This window comes from Methylobacterium sp. UNC378MF, assembly GCF_900103195.1.
Classification (GTDB): Bacteria; Pseudomonadota; Alphaproteobacteria; order Rhizobiales; family Beijerinckiaceae; genus Methylobacterium.
The window spans coordinates 139,926-162,784 of record NZ_FMWU01000007.1 but is presented as its reverse complement, the minus strand read 5'-3'; the positions used below and the strand labels follow the sequence as shown (position 1 = coordinate 162,784).

The following is a 22,859-nucleotide window of genomic DNA, read 5'->3' as shown; positions in this document are numbered from 1 at the left end:
CGTCAGAGCAATCGGCGATCGAGGCGCATGATCCGGCAGGGCTCGCCCGCCCCCGCGGCCGGCGCGTGCGGTGCGCGGATCAGGAGGGCCTCGGATCGCCCCAGCACGGCGAGCATCGAGGAATCCTGGCGCCGTTCGGCGGTGGCGACCGGCAGCCGGCCCGGCTCGAGGGCGAGGCTCGCCCGCATGTAGTCGGCGCGGCCGTCATTGGCCGGGAGATCGTGGCCGAGCGTCGCCGGCTCACTCCGGTCGGCGCCCGCCTGCGGATCGCCCTGGAGCGCGCGGATGGCCGGAACGACGAAGAGCAGTCCGCAGACGATCGACGAGACCGGATTGCCCGGCAATCCGATCACCAGCATGTCGCCGAGGCGGCCGTGCATCAGAGGCTTGCCCGGTCGGAGGGCGACCCGCCAGAAGCCGAGTTCCAGTCCCTCCTTCGCGAGCGCGGCCTGAACCAGGTCGTGGTCGCCGACGGAGGCGCCTCCAAGGGTGATGAGCAGGTCGGCCCGCGCCTCGCGGGCCCGACGGAACGCATCCGCCAGGGCTGCGTGATCGTCGGCGGCGATCCCGAGATCGATGATGTCGGCGCCCGCCTCCGCGGCGAGGGCCCCGAGCGCGAGGCTGTTCGAGGCGACGATCTGGTCCCAGGCGGGCGCCGCACCGGGCTCCACCAATTCGTCACCGGTGGCAAGGATCGCGACGCGCGGCCGGCGCCGGACGGAGAGGCGCGGATGGCCGGCCGCCGCGGCCAGCGCTAGACGGCGGGCGTCGAGGCTCATGCCGGCCGCGATCAGGGTCTCGCCCGCGGCGAAATCGAGGCCGGCCCGGCGGATGAACCGCGTCGGCTCCACCGGCTCCAGGACGCGTACAAATTCCGCATCCGCCGACGCGTTCTCCTGGATCAGGATCGCGTCCGCGCCCTCCGGGACCGGTGCACCGGTGAAGATCCGCACCGTCTCGCCCGCGCCTATCCGGCCCGAGAAGCCGTGGCCGGCCGCGCTGGTGCCGATCAGCCGCAGGGTCGCCCCGGCCTGCGCGGCGTCGGCACTGCGTACGGCGTAGCCGTCCATGGCCGAGGCCGGGAACGGCGGCTGGGTGCGCGAGGCGACGACGTCCGCGGCGAGCGTCCGGCCGGCGGCCTGTGCCAGCGGGACGGTCTCGGGCTCCACCGGCGCGGCGACGCTCGCGAGCACGCGCGCCAGCGCCTCGGCGACCGGGATCAGGCCATTCATGCCGTCGGGGCCCGGTACGCGCCCGAGCGGCCGCCATCCTTGGCGGTCAGGCGGATGCCCTCGATCCGCATGCCGCGATCGACGGCCTTCACCATATCGTAGACCGTCAGGCAGGCCACCGAGACAGCGGTCAGGGCCTCCATCTCGACGCCGGTCGGGCCCTGAACCCGGACCTCGGCGGCGATGCGCAGGCCGGGCAGCGTATCGTCGGGCTCGCACTCGACCCGGACCTTCGACAGAAGCAGCGGATGGCAGAGGGGGATCAGCTCATGGGTGCGCTTGGCCGCCATGATCCCGGCGAGCCGCGCCGTGCCGATCACGTCGCCCTTCTTGGCGTCGCCCTCGCGGATCAGCGCCAGGGTCTCGGGCTTCATCACGATCTGGCCTTCCGCCCGGGCGGTCCGGTCGGTGGCGGGCTTGTCGGTGACGTCGACCATGTTGGCCGCGCCGCTGGTGTCGAGATGGGTCAGCGTCGAACCCGGCCGCATCGCTTATGCCTTCTTCCGCGGCTTGCCGCCCTTGGCCTCCGCATCCCCGAACAGCAAGGTGCGGGCCGCCTTCGTGACGTCCGGCTGCCGCATCAGGCTCTCGCCGACGAGCACCACGCCGAGGCCGTTGTCCCGGAGACGTACCACGTCGGCATGGTCGCCGATCCCGCTCTCGGCCACGGCAATGCGGTCCGCCGGAATGCCCGGTGCGAGCCGGATCGCGGTCTCGAACGAAACCTCGAAGGTCTTGAGGTTGCGGTTGTTGATGCCGATCAGCGCCGTACCGAGCGGGATCGCTCGGGTCAGTTCGGCCGCATCATGCACTTCGACCAGAACGTCCATCCCGAGGAGATGCGCCGTCTCCACCAGGGCCACGGCCTCGTCGTCGTCGAGGCAGGCCATGATGACGAGGATGCAGTCGGCGCCCCAGGCCCGCGCCTCGTAGACCTGATAGGGCTCGAACAGGAAATCCTTGCGCAGCACCGGAAGCCCACAGGCCCCACGCGCCGCCGTCAGGTATTCGGGCCGGCCCTGGAACGAGGGCTCGTCGGTGAGCACCGACAGGCATGTTGCGCCTCCGGCCTCGTAGGCGGCGGCCAGGGTGGCCGGATCGAAATCGGCGCGGATCAGGCCCTTCGAGGGCGAGGCCTTCTTCACCTCGGCGATCAGCGCCGGGCGGTCCTCGGCGAGGTGGGCGCGGATCGCCGCCGCGAAGCCGCGCACCGGCTCCGCCTGCGCAACCCGACGCTCCAGCTTGGCGAGCGGCACGCGCAGCTTCGCCTCGGCGATCTCGCGGCGCTTGTAGGCCTCGATCCGGGCGAGGACGTTCGGCCGCTCGGGCGGCGTTCCGGCGCCGGTCTCCTGGGTCGCCTCATGCGTCAGCGAGCTCATCGGCCCTCCTGCCCGTTGGAGTGGTCGTTCGAAGCCCGGACAAGGCGGGCGAGCGTCGCCCGGGCAGCCCCGGAATCCACCGCATCCTGCGCCTGCGCGACCCCGTCCGCCAGAGCCTGTGCGGCTCCCGCGACGACGAGTGCAGCCCCCGCATTGAGAACCGCGATGTCCCGATAGGCGTTGCGGGCGCCTGCCAGAACGGCCTCGAGCGCCCGTGCATTGTCGGCGGGATCGCCCCCGCGCAGTTCCTCGGGCGCGCGCAGCGTCAGCCCGAATTCCTGCGGATCGATGGTGAAGCGGGACAGCCTGCCGTCATCGAGGACGACCACCCGCGTCGGGCCGGTGACGGTGATCTCGTCGAGCCCGTCGGAACCGTGGACGGTCCAGACCCGACGGCTGCCGAGTTCCGCGAGGACGCGCGTCAGCGGCTCGGCCAGTGCCTCCTGGGCGACGCCGAAGAGCTGGTAGCCGACGCCGGCCGGATTGCTCAGCGGGCCCAGCAGGTTGAAGATCGTCCGCACCGGCAGTTCCGAGCGGACCGCCGCCACGTGGCGCATCGCGGGATGATGGGCCTGGGCGAACAGGAAGCAGAGCCCGGCCTCGTCGAGACAGCGCGCCTGCCCAGCGGGGTCGAGACCGAGCCTGACACCCAGGGCCGCGAGCACGTCGGCGGCGCCGGAGCGCGAGGTCGCGGCGCGGTTGCCGTGCTTGGCGACGGGCACGCCACAGGCGGCCACCAGGATGGCGGCCAGCGTCGACACGTTGACGCTGCCGGAATGGTCGCCGCCGGTGCCGACGACGTCGATGGCGTTCGCCGGCGCCGAGACGCGCGTCATGCGCGCCCGCATGGCCTCTGCGGCGCCGACGATCTCCTCGACGGTCTCGCCGCGCACCTTGAGAGCGGTCAGGAAGGCGCCGGCCTGGACCGGCGTCACCTCGCCCGACAACAGGTCGTCGAAGGCGGCGCGGGACTCGGCACGGTCGAGGGCGAGGCCCCCGGCGACCTTCGCGAGATGGGGTCTGAAACGATCCATGGGTTCTGACGGAGGGCCGCCCCGGCCTCCCGGCGTCAATGCACGTCGGCACGCGTCCTGTCACGCGCCGTGTTCCAGGCGGCGGCAAGATCCAGGAAGTTCTTCACGATCTCCGTGCCGTGCTGCGACCGGATACTCTCCGGATGGAACTGGACGCCGTGGAGCGGGCGCTCGGCATGTTCCAGACCCATGATCAGGCCGTCCGCCTCGGCGGTGACCCGCAGCGCCGACGGGCAGGTCGCGCGATCGACAACGAGGGAGTGATAGCGGGTCGCCTCGAAGCTGTCGTTCAAGCCGCGGAACAGGCCGCGCGCGCCGTGCCGGATCGTCGAGACCTTGCCGTGAAGCGGCAGGGGCGCCCGCACGACATCGCCGCCGAATGCTTGGCCGATCGCCTGAAGGCCCAGGCACACGCCGAAGATCGGGATCTCCTCGGACAGGTCACGGACGACGTCGAGGCAGATGCCCGCCTCAGTGGGCGTGCACGGCCCGGGCGACAGCACGATCGCGTCAGGAGCCTTGGCGCGGATGTCGGCAATCGTGAGCGCGTCGTTGCGCACGACATCGACCGTGCCGCAGAGCGGACCGATAAGGTGCACGAGATTCCACGTGAAGGAATCGTAGTTGTCGATGACGAGGACGTTGGGCATCGCGGCGGCACGCTCGGGCATGCAGGCGATGTGACCCCTCGCATCCGCGCGGTCAACCATCTGCGTCGGCCGGTGGGCGGGATCGGAGCCGACGCGCGGCTCGGCTACTGCCCGCGTTTCGCCTGCGCGGCGAAGCGCACCGCCTCCTCGGCAGCCCGGAACAGCGCCTTGGCCTTGTTGACGCATTCCTGTTGCTCGGAGGCGGGATCCGAATCGTAGACGATCCCGGCTCCGGCCTGGACATGCATCTGGCCGTCCTTCACCACGGCGGTGCGCAGGACGATGCAGGTGTCCATCTCGCCCCGGGCACCGAAATAGCCGATGCAGCCGGCATAGGGGCCGCGCTTCTCGCGCTCCAACTCGTCGATGATCTCCATGGCCCGCACCTTCGGCGCGCCGGAGACCGTCCCGGCCGGGAAGCCGGCCGCCAGGGCGTCGAGCGGATCGTGGCGCGGGTCAAGATCGCCCTCGACATTCGACACGATGTGCATGACCTGGCTGTAGCGCTCGATGAAGAACGAGTCGGTCACGCGGACGCTGCCGATCCGAGAGACCCGGCCGGCATCGTTGCGGCCGAGATCGAGCAGCATCAGGTGCTCGGCCCGCTCCTTCGGGTCGGCGAGGAGTTCCTCGGCGAGAGCGGCATCCTCGGCCGGGGTGGCGCCGCGGCGGCGGGTACCGGCGATCGGGCGGACCGTGACGGTGCCCTCGCGCACCCGCACGAGGATCTCCGGCGAGGAGCAGACGATCTGAAAGGTCTCGAAATCGAGGTAGCACAGGAACGGCGCCGGGTTCGTGCGCCGGAGGGAGCGATATAGGCTGAAGGCCGGCAGGGTGAACGGCGCCGAGAAGCGCTGGGACAGCACCACCTGGAACACGTCGCCCGCGACGATGTACTCCTTGGCGCGCGCCACCATGCCGAAGAACGCATCGGGCGGCGTGTTCGAGACCGGTTCGGGATGGGCGACGGCGGACAGGTCCACCCGCGCCTCGATCGGCAGGGGCCCCTCCAGGGCAGCGGCCACGCGGTCGAGGCGCTGGAGCGCGTCCTCATAGGCGGCGCGGGCCGCGACGCCGTCGACGGGCCGGACCGGCGACACGACGGTGATCAGGTCGCGGATGGAGTCGAAGACGACCATCACGCGGGGACGCATCAGGATCGCATCCGGCACGCCGAGCGGATCCGGGTTGGGCTCCGGCAGCCGCTCCATGGCGCGGACCATGTCGTAGCCGAGATAGCCGAACAGGCCGGCCGCCATCGGGGGCAGATCCTGGCCGTCCGCCTCGCCGATCGCGCTCTCGGCAATCAGCGCCCGCAGGCTCGCCAGCGGCGCCCGGCCGTCCGGCTCGAACCGCGTGAGATCGCCGCTCCGCGCGACCGCCGGCGTGCCGTCCCGGCAGCGCCAGATCAGGTCCGGATCGAGGCCGATCATGGAGTACCGGCCGCGGACGGCCCCGCCCTCGACCGATTCGAGGAGGAAGGCCGGCCCGGAATGGCCGGCGCGCAGCTTGAGGAACGCCGCGACTGGCGTCTCCAGATCCGCCACGAGGCTGATCGCGACGAGGCTCGGCTGTCCGGCCGCGTAGCGCGCCGCAAAGGCCGCATAATCGGGCGCGTCGGCCATGCCTCAATACTCGCCGCCGATGGCGCGGCGCAGGGCCGGCGCATCGACCTTGACGCCCGCGTTCTTCTGGACCTCGCTGATGTACTGGGACAGCACGTCGTCCGCGAGGGCGGCCTGGAAGCTCTGCGTGATCTGCTTGTCGCTGGGGCTGTCGGCCACGAAGGCCGGAACCGTCGCCGCCGTGACCTTGAAGACCGCCCGCGAATCCCCGGCCGCCGCCGTGCCGGCCTTGCCCACCGGCGTCGCGAAGATCAGGTTCACGTCGTCCGGCTTGAGCATGTCCTTGGCCTGGTTGCGCGCGAGATCCTGCGCCTCCTGCAGGTTGACGCCGACCTCCTGGGCGGCGGCTTCCATCGTCTCGCCCTTGTTGATCTTCTCGACCAGCTCGCGCCCCTTGGCCTGAAGGCGCTTGGCGATCTCGGTCGCGGTCCAGCCGGCCTTCACGCCGTCCTTGACCTGATCGAGGGGCTTGTCGTGCGCGGCGTCGATCCCGGTGACGTCGTACCAGACATAGCCGCCGGTCTTGGTGCGCAGGGGCTCGTTGTCGCCGCCGATCTCGGCGCGGAACAGGGCCGGCAGCGTGGTGTCCGGATCGGGGATATCGGCGACACGCTGCCCGTCCGGACCCTTGCCGTTGGCGTCGACGGCCTTGACGGCGACCAGCTTGAGCGCGCGCTCCGCCGCGATGTCGGCCAGCGGCTTGGCGCCGGCGCGCTGATCCTCGATCGCGTCGCGTGTCGTCTCCATCGCGTCGCGGGCGCGGGCCAGAGCGAGGGCCTTGCGGATCTCGCCCTCGACGGCCTCGAAGGGCTTCACCGTCCCGGGCTCGATCTTGGTCACCCGCAGCAGCACCGTGCCGAAGCGGCCCTGGACCGGCTGGCTCACGCCGCCCTCCGGCAGCGCGAAGGCGGCGTCGGCCACCGCCTTGTCGAACAGCTCGCTCCTGGTCAGCGTGCCCAGCGTCAGATCCTTGTCGTCGGTGCCGCGCTCGGTCGCCACCGCCTCGAACGTCTTGGAGCCATCCGTGATCGCCTTGCGGGCCGCCTCGGCCGCGGCCGTATCGGGGAAGACGATCTGCTGGATGGTGCGCTTCTCGGGCGCGCCGTAGCGATCCTTGTTGAGCGCGTAGGCGGCGCGGGCATCGGCCTCCGTGATCGCGTCCGGCTTCGCCATCGCCTCCGGCTCGACCAAGAGGAGGCTGGCCGCCCGGAACTCCGGCGCCCGGAATCCGGCTTTGTTGGCCTCGTACCAGGTCTTCAGCTCGTCGTCGGTCGGCTCGGGAATCTGGCCCGCCACCGAGGGCGTCAGCATCAGGTAGGCGGCGGCGCGGCGCTCGGTGGTGTAGCGGTGGACAGCCTCCCGCATGGCGACCGGCACATGCAGGTCCGACGACACCGCCTCGGCGAGTTGCAGACGCGCGATGACGGAGCGCTGCTCGCGCACGAACATGCCCTCGTTGAGGCCCGCGCGCTGCAGGGTCTGGTAGAAGAGCTGCGGCTCGAACTGGCCCTGCTGGTTCTGGAAGCTCTTCTCCTCGTGGATCGCCTTGATCACCGCGCTATCCGGCACGACGAGGCCGAGATCGTGGGTCTTCTGATCGAGGGCGGCCTCGGTGATCAGCTGGGACATGACCTGCCGGTCGAGACCGAGCATCCGCGCCTGATCGGGCGTGAGCGGACGCTTGAGCTGCGTCTGATAGCGCTGCAGCTGGTTTTGATAGGCTTGGCGCACCTGCTCGGCGGTGATCGGCGTGCTGCCGACGGTCGCCACCGTGTTGCTCGCGCCGCCGCGGAAGAACTCCTCGACGCCGAAGATCCCGACGCCGGCGATCAGCAGCGTGAAGATGATCGTCAAGACGATCTTGCCGAGCCAGTGCTGGCTGGCGTTGCGGATGCCCTGAAGCATGGTCTGTGATCGAGTACCTTCGGCAGCCAGCCCGTCGCCGGGCCGGCGCTGTCCCTGAGAGCCGACCGCGATAGACCATTCGCGTCCACAGGCAAAGGCTCGGGCGCTCCCGGCGGTTTGCACGCCCAAGCTCGCTCTGGTAGGCCCCGGCAACATCGGGAAAGGCCGCGGCAGAGCGAGGGCAGGAATGACGCAGTCGGGGCGCAGGCCGCTTGTCGCCGGCAACTGGAAGATGAACGGGACCCGGGCATCCATCCAGGTGGTCGAGGCGATTCGCGATGGGCTGTCGCCGGACCTCGCGTCGCGGATCGACGTGCTGATCTGCCCGCCGGCGACCTTGATCAGCTCCTGCGTGGCGGCCGTCGCCGGCTCGCCGATCGCCATCGGTGGCCAGAATCTGCATGCCCGCCCGAGCGGCGCCTTCACCGGTTCGATCTCGGCCGAGATGCTCGCCGATCTCGGCGCCAAATACGTGATCGTCGGCCATTCCGAGCGCCGGGCCTACCACCACGAGACCGACGACGGCGTCCACGCCAAGGCGCTGGGTGCCCGGCGCGCGGGTCTGTGCGGTATCATCTGCGTCGGCGAGACCATTGAGGAGCGCGAGCAGGGCCGCGCCCTCGACATCGTCCGCGCGCAGCTCGCCATCGGCCTGCCGAAGGGTGCCACGGCGGCCGACACGGTGATCGCCTACGAGCCGGTCTGGGCGATCGGCTCCGGGCGGACGCCGACGCCCCGCGACATCGCGGAAGTCCACGCCTCCCTGCGCGAGATGCTCGACAAGCTCGTGGGCGACGAGGCGCACAAGATCCGAATCCTCTACGGCGGCTCGGTGAAGCCGGGGAATGCCCGTGAGCTTCTGTCCGTCGAGAACGTCGACGGTGCGCTGGTCGGCGGCGCGAGCCTCGTGGCCGAAGATTTCCTGGGGATCTGCGCCGCCTACGCCTGACGGCGCATCGGCGGTCCGAAGGCACCGCGCAACCGGATCGCTTCGCTCGAAAAGACGGTGCGGGGCGATCGCGCGGGCGTAGCATCAGATCTTGAACGCCTGACGGGCGAGCAGCCGCCAACGTCCGCCTTCGCGGTGCCAGACCTGCATTACGCCGATATGCACCGGCGCCGTCTTGCCGCCTGAGACGACCTCGCCGGTGAAGACATGTCGGGCGACGGCATCGTCGCCGACCACCGAGACGGAGCGGTCCGACAGGGTGATGCTCGGGAAAGCCGAGCGCTTGCTGGTGAGCGTCTCGACGAACGCCGCCTTGTCCTGCACCAAGCCGCTGGAATGGCCATAGCTCAGCCCGTCGAGAACCAGGGCGTCGAGGGCGGGTCCGTCCGCGGCCAACAGCGCCTTGGTCAAGGCATCGACGGCCTGCTCCACGGCGGCGGCGTCGCCGGCGTCGGTTCCGGCCGCAATCCCGGGGACCGACCGGATCAGAACGGGCGCGGCGATGGCGGCGGCAAGCGCCGCTCGGCGTGACACGGACATGGTTTGCCTCCCGGACGGGGCTGCACGTTCGCTCGGCGGCCCTCGCCCGGGGAGAGAGCACGCGGCGCGGCCGAAGGCGAGAGCCGATGCGGACAACCGGCCGCGCCCGTCAGGTTGGCGACGGGCTGCCGGTGGTGTATGCCGTCGCCGAATTCCGGCCGGTCCGCCCGCGAAGTCGCCCACGAGCTTCCCGTCGCACGCATGCGTGCCGAGGAGCACCGGAAACGATCGCGGGCGCCGGCCATCGTGCGTTCGTCTCCCGGTGCCCGCTGCCGGCGCGCGGCGCTGAAGAAGATCCCGGAACACCGATGCAGACCGTCCTGATCGTCGTCCACCTCATCATCGTGCTCGCGCTGATCGGCGTCGTGCTGCTTCAGCGCTCCGAGGGCGGGCTCGGCCTGGGCGGCGGCGGAGGCGGCGGGGTCGCCGGCTTCATGACCGGCCGCGGCCAGGCCAACGCCCTCACCCGGGCGACCGCGATCCTGGCGGCCCTGTTCTTCACCACCAGCCTGGTCCTGGCCATCCTGTCCCACCGCTCCGCGGCGCCGAAATCGATCCTCGACACCGGCGCGCCGCAGACCTCGGGCCAGCCCGCCAAGCAGCCGACCGGCGCCGACAATCTGCTCGACACGCTGCGCCAGCAGCAGGACCGGGTGCCCGCGACCGCACCCGCACAGCCGGCCGCGCCCGCCCAGCCGGCGGTTCCGGAAGCGCCGCAGTCGCGCTGACGCGCCGCGCCCGAAGCGGCGCCGCGTCTCACCCCGTCTCCGACGGGCCGGTGCTCGACCGGCCCGTGCCATGCGTTCCGTGATCCCCAGCCCATGCAACGGCCGGGGCATTCGCCGTTTGGCAAACGTCAGCACCTTCTTTATGGACCGAGGCCCATGACGCGGTACGTTTTCATCACCGGCGGCGTGGTTTCCTCACTCGGCAAGGGGCTTGCGTCGGCGGCCCTGGCGGCGGTCCTTCAGGCCCGCGGCTACCGGGTCCGGATGCGCAAGCTCGACCCCTATCTGAACGTCGATCCGGGCACGATGAGCCCGACGCAGCACGGCGAGGTGTTCGTCACCGACGACGGCGCCGAGACCGACCTCGACCTCGGCCATTACGAGCGCTTCACCGGCGTGCCGGCGAGCCGGGCCGACAACATCACCACGGGTCGGATCTACCAGGACATCATCGCCAAGGAGCGGCGCGGCGACTATCTCGGCGCCACGATCCAGGTGATCCCGCACGTCACCAACGCGATCAAGGATTTCGTCCTCGACGGCAACGACGCATTCGACTTCGTGCTGGTCGAGATCGGCGGGACGGTGGGCGACATCGAGGGCTTGCCGTTCTTCGAGGCGATCCGCCAGCTCGGGCAGGAGCTGCCCCGGGGCACCTGCTGCTACGTGCACCTGACGCTCCTGCCCTACATCCCGTCCGCGGGCGAGCTGAAGACCAAGCCGACGCAGCACTCCGTGAAGGAATTGCGCTCCATCGGCATCCAGCCCGACATCCTGCTCTGCCGCTGCGACCGGGACATCCCGGTCGACGAGCGGCGCAAGCTGGCGCTGTTCTGCAATGTCCGCGAGACCGCGGTGATCGAGGCGCGGGACGTGGCGTCGATCTACGAGGTGCCGCTCTCCTACCGGAAGGCCGGCCTCGATCGGGAGGTGCTCGGCCATTTCGGGCTGGAGCACGGCGAGGAGCCGGATCTCGGCCGGTGGCGCACGATCGCCGAGCGGGTGCGCAACCCCGAGGGCGAGGTCTCGATCGCCATCGTGGGCAAGTACACGGGGCTGAAGGACGCCTACAAGTCGCTCACCGAGGCGCTGACCCATGGCGGCATCAGCCACCGCGTGAAGGTCAATCTCGAGTGGATCGAGGCCGAGGTGTTCGAGCGCGAGGACCCGGCGCCGTTCCTGGAGAATCTCAACGGGATCCTCGTGCCGGGCGGGTTCGGCCAGCGCGGCGCCGAGGGCAAGATCCGCGCGGCCCGCTACGCCCGCGAGAAGCGCATTCCCTATCTCGGCATCTGCTTCGGCATGCAGATGGCGGTGATCGAGGCGGCCCGCTCGCTGGCGGGCTTGCCGGAGGCCAATTCCACCGAATTCGGCGACACCTCAGAACCGGTGGTCGGCCTGCTCACCGAGTGGCTGCGCGGCAACGAGCTGGAGCGGCGGGCCGCGGCCGGCGATCTCGGCGGTACGATGCGGCTCGGCGCCTACGAGGCGAAGCTCGATCCCGAGTCGAAGATCGCGAAGATCTACGGGTCCGAGCAGATCTCCGAGCGCCACCGCCATCGCTACGAGGTCAACATGGCCTATCGCGAGCGGCTGGAGGCGAAGGGCCTGCGCTTCTCGGGCGTGTCCCCCGACGGCCTCCTGCCCGAGACGGTGGAGCATGTCGGGCACCCGTGGTTCATCGGCGTGCAGTTCCACCCGGAGCTGAAATCCCGCCCCTTCGAGCCGCACCCGCTGTTCAAGGGCTTCATCGGCGCCGCGATCGAGCAGAGCCGGCTGGTCTGAGCCGCGGCTCCGCGCCGCTGCTCGCGCGGCGGCCCGGAGCCCTATATCGTCGAGGTCGTGACCGAGATCCTCTTCTATCACATGCAGCGGCAGCCCCTGGAACGGGTGCTGCCGAATCTGGTCGAGCGCTCGCTGGACCGCGGCTGGCAGGCCGCGATCCAGGCGGCGAGCGAGGAGCGTCTGCAGGCGCTGGACGACCACCTGTGGACCTATTCCGACGAGAGCTTCCTGCCGCATGGCACCGACCGCGAGCCCGATGCGGCGAGCCAGCCGGTGGTGCTGACGCTTCGGGACGTGAACCCCAACGCGGCCTCGATCCGCTTCCTGGTCGAGGGCGCCGACCTGCCGCCCGATGCCGGCGCGTATGAGCGGATCTGCATCCTGTTCGACGGGACCGATCAGGATGCGCTCCTGCGCGCCCGCGAGCAATGGAAGCAGGCCAAGGAGGCGGGCCACGCGGTCGCCTACTGGCAGCAGGACGAGTCCGGACGCTGGAACAAGAAGGCGTGATGGTGCCCCACAACAGACGTCTCGCGCGCGCCGCGCTCGCCTTCACGCTGGCCATCGCGGTGCCCTCGGGCATCCTCGCCCAGGAGATGCCGCACGGTCATCCTCCTACGGAGACCAAGCCGGCGCCGCGCGGACCGGAGGGGCGACGGCTGCCGCCGGATTCGACGACGAAGCAGAGCGTCACCCTCCCGGATGGCAGGACCCTCGATTTCACGGCCACGGCCGGGAGCCTGCCGCTCGTTGACGAGGCGGGCAAGCTGCAGGCCGAGATCGCCTACGTCGCCTACACGATGGCGCCGGAGGCCGGCCGCGAACGCCCGGTGACCTTCGCGGTGAATGGCGGGCCGGGTGCCGCGTCAGCCTATCTGAACATCGGGGCGATCGGCCCCTGGCGGCTGCCTGTCGGCGGGGACAGCATCAGCCCGTCGCAGCCGGTGGCGCTCACGCCCAATGACGGGACGTGGCTGGGCTTCACCGATCTCGTCTTCATCGATCCCGTCGGCACCGGCTACAGCCGGGCCGCGGACGGCAACGGCAAAGCCTATTGGTCGATCGATTCCGATGCGTCGACCCTGGCTGCGGTGATCGCCCGCTACCTGCGCGTCAACGACCGCATGGCGAGCCCGAAATTCTTCGTCGGCGAGAGCTATGGCGGCTTCCGTGGTCCGCTGATCGCCGAAAAGCTTCAGGAGGAGATCGGTGTCGGCCTCTCCGGTCTGGTGCTGCTCTCGCCGGTGCTGGATTTCGGATCGCTGGAGACGCCGCGGGCCAATCCGTGGGGCTACGTTCTGAAGCTGCCGGCGCTCGCGGCCGGCGCCCTGGAGCGGGCCGGGACGGTTCCGACGCCGGCCCTTCTGGGCGACGCGGAGGCTTACGCCTCGGGTCCGTACCTGGCCGACCTCCTGAAGGGGCCGAGCGATTCGGCAGCCGTCGCGCGGATGACCGAGAAGGTTGCTCCGCTCGTCGGACTCGATCCCGGCCTGGTGCGCGCCCAGGCCGCGCGCCTCTCCACTCGGAGCGTCCAGCGCGAGATTGATCGCGCCGAGGGCCGAGTGGCGAGCGCCTACGACACCGGCGTCACCGGCTGGGACCCGAACCCGGACGCCGCGCAATCGAGCTTCGAGGACCCGCAGCTCACCGCGCTCCAGGCGCCACTGACCAGCGCGATGCTTGACCTCTACGCGCGGACGCTCAAATGGCCCGTGCCCAACATGCGCTACGAGCTGCTGAGCAACGCCGTAAACCGCGGCTGGAGCTGGGGCTCAGGCCGGCAGGCCCCGGAGGTTCTGTCGAATCTCAAGGGCGCATTGGCGCTCGACGGGCACCTGCAGGTCCTGGTCGCGCACGGCTTCACCGATCTCGTGACGCCGTACTTCGCCTCGAAGCTTCTTCTGGCGCAGGTCCCCGCCTACGGCGCCGGCCGCCTGAACCTCGCGGTCTATCCGGGAGGCCACATGTTCTACACGCGTCCGGATTCGCGTGCGGCGTTCAAGGCCGATGTCGAACGGATGTACACGGAGACGCTGAAGGTTCGCGATGGCGGCTCGCCGCGCCCGGCCGGCGCGCCGGCGGAGCGGCTCAAGACCGCGCCGTGATGTCTTTGGACTGAGCGCAGGCTGGCGCGCATTCCCTGGTCCGGGATCAGCAGGCCGCGCTTCCGATCAGGCGTCGTCGAAGGCGAGGGCTTCGGCGGGGTAATCGACCATCGTCCGGCGCTGCGCGTCGGTGTTCTGCCACTCGCCGACCTTCATGTAGCGACCGTCGAGATCGCGGACCTCGACCACTTTCCCGATGGTCGGGATCGACTGGAAGCCCTGCGGCCAATTGGACGCGAAGTAGAACACCTGCTCGACACGCTCCGAGAGGTGGCAGATCGCCGGCCCGAAGGTTCCCAACCCGAAGACGAGGTAGCGGCCGTCCACGAGCGCGGCGACGTCGGAGATCAGCGACTCGCTCTGGATTTCCACCGGCAGGCCGCACCGCTGCGCGTAGGCCTCCACCTCGGCAATGACCGGATTCAACCTGTTCTCGAAGACGAGCTTCACGGAACGGATCCGGCCCTCGGCCAACAGCCGGTCGATGACCATCCGGTAGAAGGCGAAGGGCGGCTGCGGATAGTGCGGATCGACCCAGGTGCTGAAGATGTCGCCTGACCGGATGTGAATCAGGAGCTGGTCGTCGGGCTTTGGCGGGAAGGTCTTCGGCAGGCCGTTGAACAGGGGCCGGATGACATTCTGCACGATCGCGCGGGAGTCGGTCGGCCCCTGCAAAGCGGTCACGCGCTCGAACTGCGTCGGATCGAAGTAGAGACCGGACAGGAAGTAGCCGTCCGGCGGCAGCGGCTCGTCCGGCGGGATGAAGGTGATGCCGTCACAGGTCAGCCGCTCGGTCAGGAAGATCACCTTGCTGCGGTCGGCCTTCGGGACCTTTATGTATTTCAGGTTGAGCGCCTTCGCGATCGAGACCGCGATAATGTATTGCACGAGGCAGTTGCCGAAGGCGCCGTTCTCAAACAGCGACAGGCCCACCAGGGCATGGCTCGAGCGGCCGGGCGCGGACTGGAGATTGTAGGTTACGTAGACGTTGGCGCCGGGCTTCTCGTTCAGGAGCGTCACGTCGAGGCCGAGCATCGACCGCAGGGCGATGAGATCGACGGCGGCCTCATCGGCCAGGAGATTCACGTTTGCGATGCGGGTCGGATCCGGCACGGCGATCCGCATCGCGCGCGCCCAGGCCCGCTCATCGGAGACGATCACAGCCACGAGGGCGTCCGGGGTCGCGGTCCAGCCGGCGATGTCCGGCGTGGTCCACGTCACGCCGTCCCGCGAGACCGCCACCGCGACCTCGTCGGGTTCCGGAGGTACGGTCCCCTTCGGGGGGTGCAAGACGACGGAGTGGATCGGGAAGCGGCCGCCGAGGTCGACCTCAAGCCAGGCCGTACCGGTTCCGGATTCCGACACGATCCGCGGATCGTGGCCGGCCGCGAGGTCGAGGAGGACCGGCTTCGGATCGTCTGCCAGGGCCATCGGGTCTCCGCGAGCTGCACGGACGCACCCGCGCCGGGCCGGCCGGGCGTCCGGTGCGGCGGTGCCCGCATCGCGGCGCTGCCGTCAAGCCCGGCGGTCCGAGGACAGGCAGGGGAATCGGGTTCGAACCGGCGCGGCTCCGTTGTGTCCGGGCCGTCATGCGTCTACAACGGCGGCGTGACGGTGCCCCGGAAACGGGGTGAAAAGGGAATGCGGTGAGGGGTCTAGGCCCCAACTCCGCGGCTGCCCCCGCAACTGTGAGCGGCGAGCGCCTGCCAAGCGCCACCGGAGCGATCCGGGAAGGCGGTAGGCGCGCCGAGCCGCGAGCCAGGAGACCTGCCGTCACGACAGGATTCCGCATTGCCGCCGGTGGGGCGGCTGGAGAAGTTCGACATGACCACGCAGACCCTCGCCCCCGTCGCCGCCGGCACCCGCTCGTCTGAGCGCCCGGTCGTCATTGCGCTCGCGGCCATGCTTGGCCTCGGCCTGCTGTTCATGGCCGGCTTCTCGCCGGCGATCGCGTTCCACAACGCGGCGCACGATTTCCGCCATACCCAGAATTTTCCCTGCCACTGACGTCTCTGGCGCAGGGATGATCATCCGGCTTCTGTCGGCGGCTCTCGCCGCCGGCTTCTTCGCGGCTGCCGTCGTGACGGGCCTCGAACTCACGCTGACCTCGCCGCTGATCGTCGCAGCCGAGCGCTACGAGCAGCAGGACTCACCCCATCAGGCCGCGCAGGCGCTGCCGATCGTGCTGGCTCATGCCGGGCACGACCACGCTGCGCCCGACGCGGCGCCCGCATGGCAGCCCGGCCCGGGCCTGCCACGGATGGCGTTCACCGGTCTCGCGACCCTCGTCGGCGGCGTCGGCTACGCGCTGCTGCTCGGCGCGGTGATGCTCGCCTGCGGCCGCGAGCCGACGCCGCAGGTCGGTCTCGCCTTCGCGGTGGCGGGCTTTGCCAGCGTCGCCCTCGCGCCGGGTCTCGGCCTGCCGCCGGAACTGCCCGGAAGCGCGGCCGCACCCCTCGCCGCCCGTCAGGCGTGGTGGGTGATGACCGCCGCGGCGACCGGCATGGGGCTCTATCTGATCACGATCCGCCGCGCGCTGATCACGATCCTCGGCGGCCTTGTCCTGATCATCGTCCCGCATGTCGTCGGTGCGCCCCAGGCACCGGAGGCCGCATCCGAGCTTCCGGCGGTGCTGGCCGCCCAATTCGCCGCCCGCTCGCTGGCGATCAGCTTCGTGTTCTGGATCCTGATCGGCCTTGGATTCGGCTGGGCGTGGCAGGCCTTTGCGCGCGGAACGGAACCGGGAGCGGCCCGTGCCTGAGACCGTCCTGTACGTCTGCACAACCTGTCGCCGCCCGGACGACGATCCGGACGGCCCCCGTGCCGGGGCCCGCCTGCTGGAGGCGCTTCGGGCACGAAGCGAGGGCGCACCGGACCTGCGAATCGAAGCGGTGGAGTGCCTGTCCGTTTGCAAGCGCCCCTGCACCGTGGCGGTCGCCTCGGCGGACCGCTGGACCTACGTCTACGGCGACATGGACCCGGCCGCTTCGGCCGAGACGATCCTCGCCGGGCTTGCCGCGTACGCAGAGACGCCGGACGGGCTCGTGCCTTGGCGCGCCCGCCCAGAGGCGTTCCGCAAGGGTGTGATCGCCCGTATACCCCCTTTCCCCGAATCCCGCCCGCGTCCCGCCGGCACCCTGGAGGCCGCGGAATGACCCTCGTGAATAAGATTCCCTGCACCATCGTCACGGGCTTCCTCGGGGCCGGAAAGACCACCCTGGTCCGCCACGTCGTCGAGAACGCCAAAGGGCGCCGCCTCGCCATCCTGGTGAACGAGTTCGGCGACGTCGGCTTCGACAAGTCCTTCCTGGCCGCCTGCGGGGTCGAGGGCTGCACCGAGGATGCGATCGTCGAGCTGCCGAACGGCTGCATCTGCTGCACGGTCGCAGACGATTTCGTGCCGGCACTGGAGACCCTGCTCGGCCGCGCGGAGCCGCCGGAGCACATCCTGATCGAGACCTCGGGCCTCGCGCTGCCGAAGCCGCTGGTCCAGGCGTTCCAATGGCCGGCGATCCGCTCGCGGGTGACCGTCGACGGCGTCGTCGCGGTGGTCGACGGCCCGGCGGTGGCCGCGGGCGCTTTCGCGGAGAATCCCGAGGCCCTGGCCGCCCAGCGGGCCGCCGATCAGTCGGTCGACCACGACAACCCGCTGGAGGAGGTGTTCGAGGATCAGCTCCTCTGTGCCGACCTCGTGGTGCTGAACAAGGCCGACCTCATCGACGCCGCGACCCGGACCAGGGTCCGCGCCGAGGTCGAGGGGCATCTGCCCCGGGCCGTGAAGGTGGTCGAGACGGAGAACGGCGCGATCGATCCGCGGGTGCTGCTCGGCCTCGCGGCGGCCGCCGAGGACGATCTCGATGCGCGTCCCTCGCATCACGGCGAGGGCGAGGATCACGACCACGACGATTTCGAAACCGTGGCGATGCCGGTCCGCCCGGCGGTGACCGCTGGGGATCTCGCGGCCCGGGTCGAGAAGGCGGCCGAGGCTGTCGGTGTCCTGCGCATCAAGGGCTTCGCCGAGGTAGAGGGCAAGCCGATGCGCCTCGTGGTGCAGGGTGTCGGCCGGCGCGTGGCCCATCATTTCGACCGGCCGTGGCGGGCCGGAGAGGCCCGCGACGGGACGCTGGTCGTGATCGGCCTCAAGGGTTTCGACAAGGGCGCCGTCGCGGCGGCCCTCGCGGGATGACGACTGTGGCGCGCCCCCGCCCGGACTCGGTCTAAGGGGCCGCTGCGGTGCATCTCGTGCGCATCGATGCCGTCTCCCTCGACGAGGGCGAGGCGGCCGTGGATCTCGGGCAGGAGCCCGGCGACCTCGTGGTGCTGTCGTTCACCGACAGCGACCTCGCGGCGGTCGGGCAGGCCCACGCCGCGGAGGCCGGCCTGCCGAGCCTGCGGCTCGCGAAGCTCGCAAAGCTGCGGCATCCGCTGTCCGTCGATCTCTACGTCGAGCGCGTGGTGGCTCACGCCAAGGTCGTGGTGATCCGCTGTCTCGGCGGCCTGGATTACTGGCGCTACGGCATCGAGCGCTGCGCCGAGGCCGCGCGGGCGCATGGCGTCGTGCTGGCCGTCCTGCCGGGCGACGACCGGCCCGATCCGCGCCTGGCCGCGTTCTCCACCGATCCCGAGCTGGCCGGCCAGCTCGACGCCTATTTCCGTGCCGGCGGCCCCGACAACCTGCGGCGGATGCTGCGGAGGCTGGCGGTCCGGCTGGGCGCCGCCGGCATGGTCGAGCCCCCGCAGCCGCTGCCCCGCGGCTTTCCCTGGTGTCCGGGCTGCGGCGTTCTTCCGCTCGAAGCGGCGATCGCCTCGGCCGGCACGGCGATCCCGCTCGCCGGGTCGCCGATCGCGGCCACGCCCGTCGTTCTTCTACTGATCTACCGCTCGGCCGTGTTCGGCGGCGACACCGAGCCGTTCGTCGCGCTCGCCGCGGCCTTGAGGGCTCGCGGGATCGGCACGCTGCCGATGGTGGTGTCCAGCCTGAAGGAGCCGGAGGCCGCCGCCGCCGTCGCCGCGGCCGTGCGGGCGCGCAGACCCGATCTCGTGGTCGCCGCGACCGCCTTCTCGGCCCGCGAGGAGGGCATCGACTTCGTCCTCGACGGCGCCGATTGCCCGGTGCTTCAGGCCTTCACAGTGGGTTCGCCCCGCGCGGCCTGGGAAGCTTCGGCCCGGGGCCTCGGCGCGGCCGACCTCGCCATGCAGGTCGCGCTGACGGAATTCGACGGCCGGCTCTCGGGCTTCCCGATCTCCTTCAAGGAGGAGAGCCCGGAGCTTGCCGGTTTCGCCCAGCGGCGGGCGGTACCCTACGACGCCGGCATAACCGCGCTTGCCGACCGGGCCGCGGGATGGCTGCGGCTGGGCGCCCTGCCCCGGGCGGCGCGGCGCGTCGCCCTGGTCTTGTCCGACTATCCGGCCCGCGGCGGCCGGGCCGGCTTCGCGGTCGGCCTCGACACGCCCGAGAGCGCCCGCGCGATCGCCGCCGACCTCGCCGCTGAAGGCTACGCGGCGGGCACGCTTCCGGAGGCCGCAACGCTGATGGCCGATCTCACGGAGGGCCCGGCGGAGTTCCAGGTGCCGCTCGCGGCCTACAAGGCGTGGTGGGGCTCTCTTCCCGAAGACGCGCGCAGCACCATCACCGCGCTCTGGGGCGAGGCCGAAGCGGACCCGGTCTGCGTCGACGGCGCCTTCCGGTTCCGGATGGTGACGGGCGCCGCCGCGCGCAATCAGCCACCTGCGGCGGATTGCGACGAGGTCACCGCGATCCCGGACCGCGGCGACCTCGCGCTCTTCCTGCAGCCTGACCGCGGGCGCGATCCCGATCGCAAGACCGGGTATCACGACCTCGACCGCGCTCCGACCCACGCCTACCTGGCCTTCTACCTCGGCCTGCGGCATCATTTCGACGCTCTGGTGCAGCTCGGCACGCACGGCACCACCGAGTGGCTGCCGGGCAAGGCCGTGGCCCTCTCGCCCGCCTGCTTCCCGGCGCTCTGCGTCGGCGGCCTGCCGGTGATCTACCCGTTCATCGTCGACGACCCGGGCGAGGCCGCGCCGCTCAAGCGCCGCCTCGGCGGGGTGGCGCTCGGTCATCTGACACCGAACATCGCCGTCCACACGCTCACACCCGAGGCTGCGCGGCTGCGTGAGCTGGTGGAGGAGTATTCCGCCGCCAGCGTGCTCGATCCCCGCCGCGCGGACCTCGTCGCCCGCGCCATCCTCGAGGAGGCGGAGGCGGCCGGATTGCTGGACGGTGCCGGGATCGGCGCGGACACGCCGATGGACGAGGCGCTGACACGGCTCGACGCCCATCTCTGCGATCTTGGCGAGACCGTCTTTCGCGACGGCCTCCACGTTTTCGGGCGTGCCTCCGACGGCGCGTCCGAGCCTGTGGTGGCGAGCGCGGCCGCCGAACGGAACGGGCTGCTGGCGGCCCTCGATGGGCGTTTCGTTCCCCCCGGCCCATCCGGATCGCCGTCCCGCGGCCGGTCCGACGTACTCCCGACCGGGCGCAACCTCGCGACTCTCGACCCGCGCGCCATCCCGAGCCGCGCCGCCGCGCTCCTCGGCGAGCGGGCCGCCGCCGCGGTCGTGACCCGCTTTCTCCAGGACGAGGGCTCCTATCCGGCCCGGATCGTCATGGATCTCTGGGCCTCTCCGACCCTGCGCACCGGCGGGGAGGATGTGGCCCATGCCCTCGCCCTGATGGGTGTCCGGCCGGTCTGGGACCATGCCAGCACCCGGGTCACCGGCTTCGAGATCCTGCCCCTCGCGATGCTGGACCGTCCGCGGATCGACGTCACCGTCCGGATCTCCGGCGCGTTCCGCGACACGTTCCCCGAGACACTCGCGCTGCTCGATCGAGCCGCCCGCGCCGTGGCTGAGCGGGACGAGGCCGATGACGAGAACCCGCTCGCGGGCGCTCGCCGACGGGGCGACACGTCCGTGCGGGTCTACGGAGCGGCGCCGGGCCGCTACGGCGCCGGCACTGCCGCGACCGCCCTGGACGGCACTTGGGATGGCCGCGCCGATCTCGGGCTTGCCTATCTCGCGGCCAGCGGCCACGCCTACGGGGACCGCGAGGGGCCGGACGCGGATTTCGCCGCCCGGGTGACGGCAGCCGACGCCTATCTCCACGCTTTCGACGTGGCCGAGCGGGATCTGTTCGACGGCGATGCCGCGGTCGATGCGATGGGCGGCTTCGCGGCCGCCGCAGCCCTGGCGGGGGCCAGCCCCGCTCTCTACAGCCTCGACGTCTCGGTGCCGGAACGGCCGAAGGCGCGGACCGCCCGAGAGGACGCGGCTCGCCTGATCCGCGGGCGTCTGGCCGATCCCCGCTGGATCGCGGCCCAACTCCGCCACGGCTACCGCGGCGCGCAGGAATTCGCCCAGGGGCTCGACGCGGTCTTCGTCCTGGCCGCCGCCAGCGATGCGGTGTCCGACGGCGATTTCGAGGCGCTGTACGCCGCATGGATCGCCGATGCCGAGGTGTTCGAGCGCCTGCGCGCCGCCAACCCGGCGGCCACCCGGGCGATCCTGGAGCGCTTCGATGCGGCCCGGGACCGCGGCCTCTGGCACAGCCGGCGTAACGCCCTCCCGACTGACGCCCTTCTGCGCGAGGCGGCGGAATGAGCGTGGCCGCGTATCGGCGCGCCCTTCCGGAGGCGCCCGCCCGACGAGGCTGGTGCCCCGGCTTGGCCCGACCCATGCCCACCGGCGACGGGCTCCTGGCACGGGTGCATCCGCCGCTCGGCATCCTGACGCTCGACCAGGCTCGCGCCGTTGCCGAGGGCGCGCGGCGCTTCGGGAACGGCCATCTGGATCTCACCGCCAGGGCCAACCTCCAGATCCGTGGGGTCTCCGAAGCGACGCGGGCGCCCCTCGCCGCATGGCTCACAGCCGAGGGGCTCGGCGACGTGCGCGCCGATGGCGGCCCCCAGCGCCTGACGCTCACGAGTCCTCTGGCGGGCCTCGATCCCGGGGAGATCATCGACGTGCCGGCTTTGGCCGCTGCGATCGAGGCCGCGGGGCTGAGCATCCCCGGCCTGCCGGCCAAGACACTGGTGGTCGTCGACGGGCGCGGTGATCGGGCGATACCGGAGGCCGATTGCGCTGTGATCGCTCGGGGCGCAGGCATTGTGGCGATAGCGGCTGCCTGTGATGACGGGCTTCAGGAGCTTCTGACCTGCCGGGCCGGCGAGGCGGCCCGCCTCGTGACGGCGCTGCTGACCGCTTTCGCGCGGACCCGCCGACGCCGCATGCGCGACCTGTCGCGAGATGAGCTGACGGCGCTGACCGAGCCACTCCGCTCCGACAACTCGCCATACGGCACTTCCGATCGGCCCGGAGAGCACGGTGGTCCGCTCGGCCCAGCAGCCGGGCAAAGGCTTCAGACCCTGATCATCGACGCGCCTTTCGGGCGCTGCACGGCCGACGCCCTCGACCAGGTCGCTTCCGCCGCTCTCGCGCTCAAGGCGCGTGAGATCCGCCTCTCGACGACACGGGGTTTCGTTCTGCTGGCACCGCCCGACACGCCGACGGCGGCAACGACGGCGGCCCTGTCGGAAAGTTTCATCGTCGCACCCGGCGACCCGCGACGAGCCATCGATGCCTGCACTGGTGCCCCGGGCTGCGCCTCCGGGTCGACCCCCACCCTCGCGGATGCCGCGCGCCTCGCGGAGGCCTTCGCCGCCTATGCGGCGCTGGGATGCGCCGCGCATGTCTCCGGCTGCGCCAAGGGCTGCGCAAAGCCGGGTCGGGCCGACCTGACCCTCGTCGGCCGGAATGGCCTGTACGGCGTGGTGATCGGCGGCGCCCCCGGCGATGAGCCGGCCATGGATCTCCCTATCGAGGCCGTGCTGGAGCGTCTAGGAAGGGCCAAGACCATCGGGCTTTCCGCTGCCTTCGCGCCGGAGACGACTTGAATGGGGTGC

Annotated in this window: 20 protein-coding genes and 1 riboswitch; of the genes, 11 read left to right on the top strand and 9 right to left on the bottom strand. The window is 71.0% G+C overall.

The genetic code is table 11. The annotated features are described in order from the left end of the window. Positions 1 to 2 precede the first annotated feature (2 nt). The 7 genes from glp to BLT59_RS09555 form a co-directional block, all read right to left on the bottom strand. A complete protein-coding gene (gene glp / locus BLT59_RS09585) occupies positions 3 to 1,232 on the bottom strand; it encodes a molybdopterin molybdotransferase MoeA (RefSeq protein WP_091778827.1) in 1,230 nt (409 codons plus the stop codon). Continuing rightward, a complete protein-coding gene (gene moaC, locus BLT59_RS09580) occupies positions 1,229 to 1,720 on the bottom strand; it encodes a cyclic pyranopterin monophosphate synthase MoaC (protein ID WP_091778825.1) in 492 nt (163 codons plus the stop codon). The genes glp and moaC overlap by 4 nt, the downstream gene beginning before the upstream one ends. 3 nt (positions 1,721 to 1,723) lie before the next feature. Then, on the bottom strand, positions 1,724 to 2,611 hold the full coding sequence (trpC, locus tag BLT59_RS09575) for an indole-3-glycerol phosphate synthase TrpC (RefSeq protein ID WP_091778823.1): 888 nt from the start codon (positions 2,609 to 2,611) through the stop codon (positions 1,724 to 1,726). Then, positions 2,608 to 3,645 (bottom strand): anthranilate phosphoribosyltransferase, encoded by a 1,038-nt coding sequence (gene trpD, locus BLT59_RS09570; protein WP_091778821.1) that lies wholly within the window; start codon positions 3,643 to 3,645, stop codon positions 2,608 to 2,610. The genes trpC and trpD overlap by 4 nt, the downstream gene beginning before the upstream one ends. A gap of 35 nt (positions 3,646 to 3,680) precedes the next feature. Then, on the bottom strand, positions 3,681 to 4,295 hold the full coding sequence (locus BLT59_RS09565) for an anthranilate synthase component II (RefSeq protein ID WP_091778941.1): 615 nt from the start codon (positions 4,293 to 4,295) through the stop codon (positions 3,681 to 3,683). A 104-nt stretch (positions 4,296 to 4,399) separates the two neighbouring features. After that, positions 4,400 to 5,920, bottom strand: a complete 1,521-nt coding sequence (gene trpE, locus BLT59_RS09560) for an anthranilate synthase component I (protein ID WP_091778819.1) — start codon at positions 5,918 to 5,920, stop codon at positions 4,400 to 4,402. Between the two features lie 3 nt (positions 5,921 to 5,923). Further along, the gene (locus tag BLT59_RS09555) at positions 5,924 to 7,825 is read right to left on the bottom strand and encodes a peptidylprolyl isomerase (RefSeq protein WP_091778817.1); all 1,902 of its coding nucleotides are present in this window, start codon (positions 7,823 to 7,825) and stop codon (positions 5,924 to 5,926) included. Positions 7,826 to 8,012: 187 nt separating this feature from the next. On the opposite strand from BLT59_RS09555, the gene tpiA reads away from it, so the two are divergent. Further along, the gene (gene tpiA, locus BLT59_RS09550) at positions 8,013 to 8,774 is read left to right on the top strand and encodes a triose-phosphate isomerase (protein WP_091778814.1); all 762 of its coding nucleotides are present in this window, start codon (positions 8,013 to 8,015) and stop codon (positions 8,772 to 8,774) included. An 84-nt stretch (positions 8,775 to 8,858) separates the two neighbouring features. On the opposite strand, the gene BLT59_RS09545 is transcribed toward tpiA, so the two are convergent. Continuing rightward, positions 8,859 to 9,314: a nuclear transport factor 2 family protein gene (locus BLT59_RS09545; protein ID WP_091778812.1), complete on the bottom strand. Its 456-nt coding sequence runs from the start codon at positions 9,312 to 9,314 to the stop codon at positions 8,859 to 8,861. A 308-nt stretch (positions 9,315 to 9,622) separates the two neighbouring features. On the opposite strand from BLT59_RS09545, the gene secG reads away from it, so the two are divergent. From secG to BLT59_RS09525, 4 genes are all read left to right on the top strand, one after another. Beyond that, positions 9,623 to 10,042, top strand: a complete 420-nt coding sequence (gene secG, locus BLT59_RS09540; protein ID WP_091778810.1) for a preprotein translocase subunit SecG — start codon at positions 9,623 to 9,625, stop codon at positions 10,040 to 10,042. A gap of 156 nt (positions 10,043 to 10,198) precedes the next feature. Continuing rightward, positions 10,199 to 11,827, top strand: a complete 1,629-nt coding sequence (locus tag BLT59_RS09535; RefSeq protein WP_091778808.1) for a CTP synthase — start codon at positions 10,199 to 10,201, stop codon at positions 11,825 to 11,827. 57 nt (positions 11,828 to 11,884) lie between these two features. Continuing rightward, positions 11,885 to 12,337 carry a DNA polymerase III subunit chi gene (locus tag BLT59_RS09530; RefSeq protein WP_091778806.1) on the top strand — a complete coding sequence of 151 codons (453 nt, stop codon included), beginning with the start codon at positions 11,885 to 11,887 and terminating at the stop codon, positions 12,335 to 12,337. Next, positions 12,337 to 13,932, top strand: a complete 1,596-nt coding sequence (locus BLT59_RS09525) for a S10 family peptidase (protein WP_091778803.1) — start codon at positions 12,337 to 12,339, stop codon at positions 13,930 to 13,932. The genes BLT59_RS09530 and BLT59_RS09525 overlap by 1 nt, the downstream gene beginning before the upstream one ends. Positions 13,933 to 13,998: 66 nt before the next feature. Here BLT59_RS09525 and BLT59_RS09520 read toward each other — a convergent pair whose 3' ends face one another. Beyond that, positions 13,999 to 15,363 (bottom strand): discoidin domain-containing protein, encoded by a 1,365-nt coding sequence (locus tag BLT59_RS09520; protein WP_091778801.1) that lies wholly within the window; start codon positions 15,361 to 15,363, stop codon positions 13,999 to 14,001. 164 nt (positions 15,364 to 15,527) lie between these two features. Further along, positions 15,528 to 15,722, top strand: a riboswitch (cobalamin riboswitch). Positions 15,723 to 15,756: 34 nt separating this feature from the next. Here BLT59_RS09520 and BLT59_RS09515 point away from each other — a divergent pair. Genes BLT59_RS09515 through cobG form a run of 6 tightly spaced genes read left to right on the top strand, consistent with a single transcriptional unit; the run spans position 15,757 to position 22,850 of the window. Next, positions 15,757 to 15,939: a CbtB domain-containing protein gene (locus BLT59_RS09515; protein WP_175543980.1), complete on the top strand. Its 183-nt coding sequence runs from the start codon at positions 15,757 to 15,759 to the stop codon at positions 15,937 to 15,939. Positions 15,940 to 15,955: 16 nt separating this feature from the next. Continuing rightward, positions 15,956 to 16,693, top strand: coding sequence for a CbtA family protein (locus tag BLT59_RS09510; RefSeq protein ID WP_091778797.1), 738 nt, complete (start codon positions 15,956 to 15,958; stop codon positions 16,691 to 16,693). Beyond that, positions 16,686 to 17,087, top strand: a complete 402-nt coding sequence (locus tag BLT59_RS09505) for a DUF1636 domain-containing protein (RefSeq protein ID WP_091778795.1) — start codon at positions 16,686 to 16,688, stop codon at positions 17,085 to 17,087. The genes BLT59_RS09510 and BLT59_RS09505 overlap by 8 nt, the downstream gene beginning before the upstream one ends. Further along, positions 17,084 to 18,118: a cobalamin biosynthesis protein CobW gene (gene cobW / locus BLT59_RS09500; RefSeq protein WP_091778793.1), complete on the top strand. Its 1,035-nt coding sequence runs from the start codon at positions 17,084 to 17,086 to the stop codon at positions 18,116 to 18,118. Before BLT59_RS09505 ends, cobW begins: the two co-directional genes overlap by 4 nt. 47 nt (positions 18,119 to 18,165) lie before the next feature. Continuing rightward, positions 18,166 to 21,558 carry a cobaltochelatase subunit CobN gene (gene cobN / locus BLT59_RS09495; protein WP_091778791.1) on the top strand — a complete coding sequence of 1,131 codons (3,393 nt, stop codon included), beginning with the start codon at positions 18,166 to 18,168 and terminating at the stop codon, positions 21,556 to 21,558. After that, positions 21,555 to 22,850 (top strand): precorrin-3B synthase, encoded by a 1,296-nt coding sequence (gene cobG / locus BLT59_RS09490; RefSeq protein ID WP_091778789.1) that lies wholly within the window; start codon positions 21,555 to 21,557, stop codon positions 22,848 to 22,850. Before cobN ends, cobG begins: the two co-directional genes overlap by 4 nt. Positions 22,851 to 22,859 lie beyond the last annotated feature (9 nt).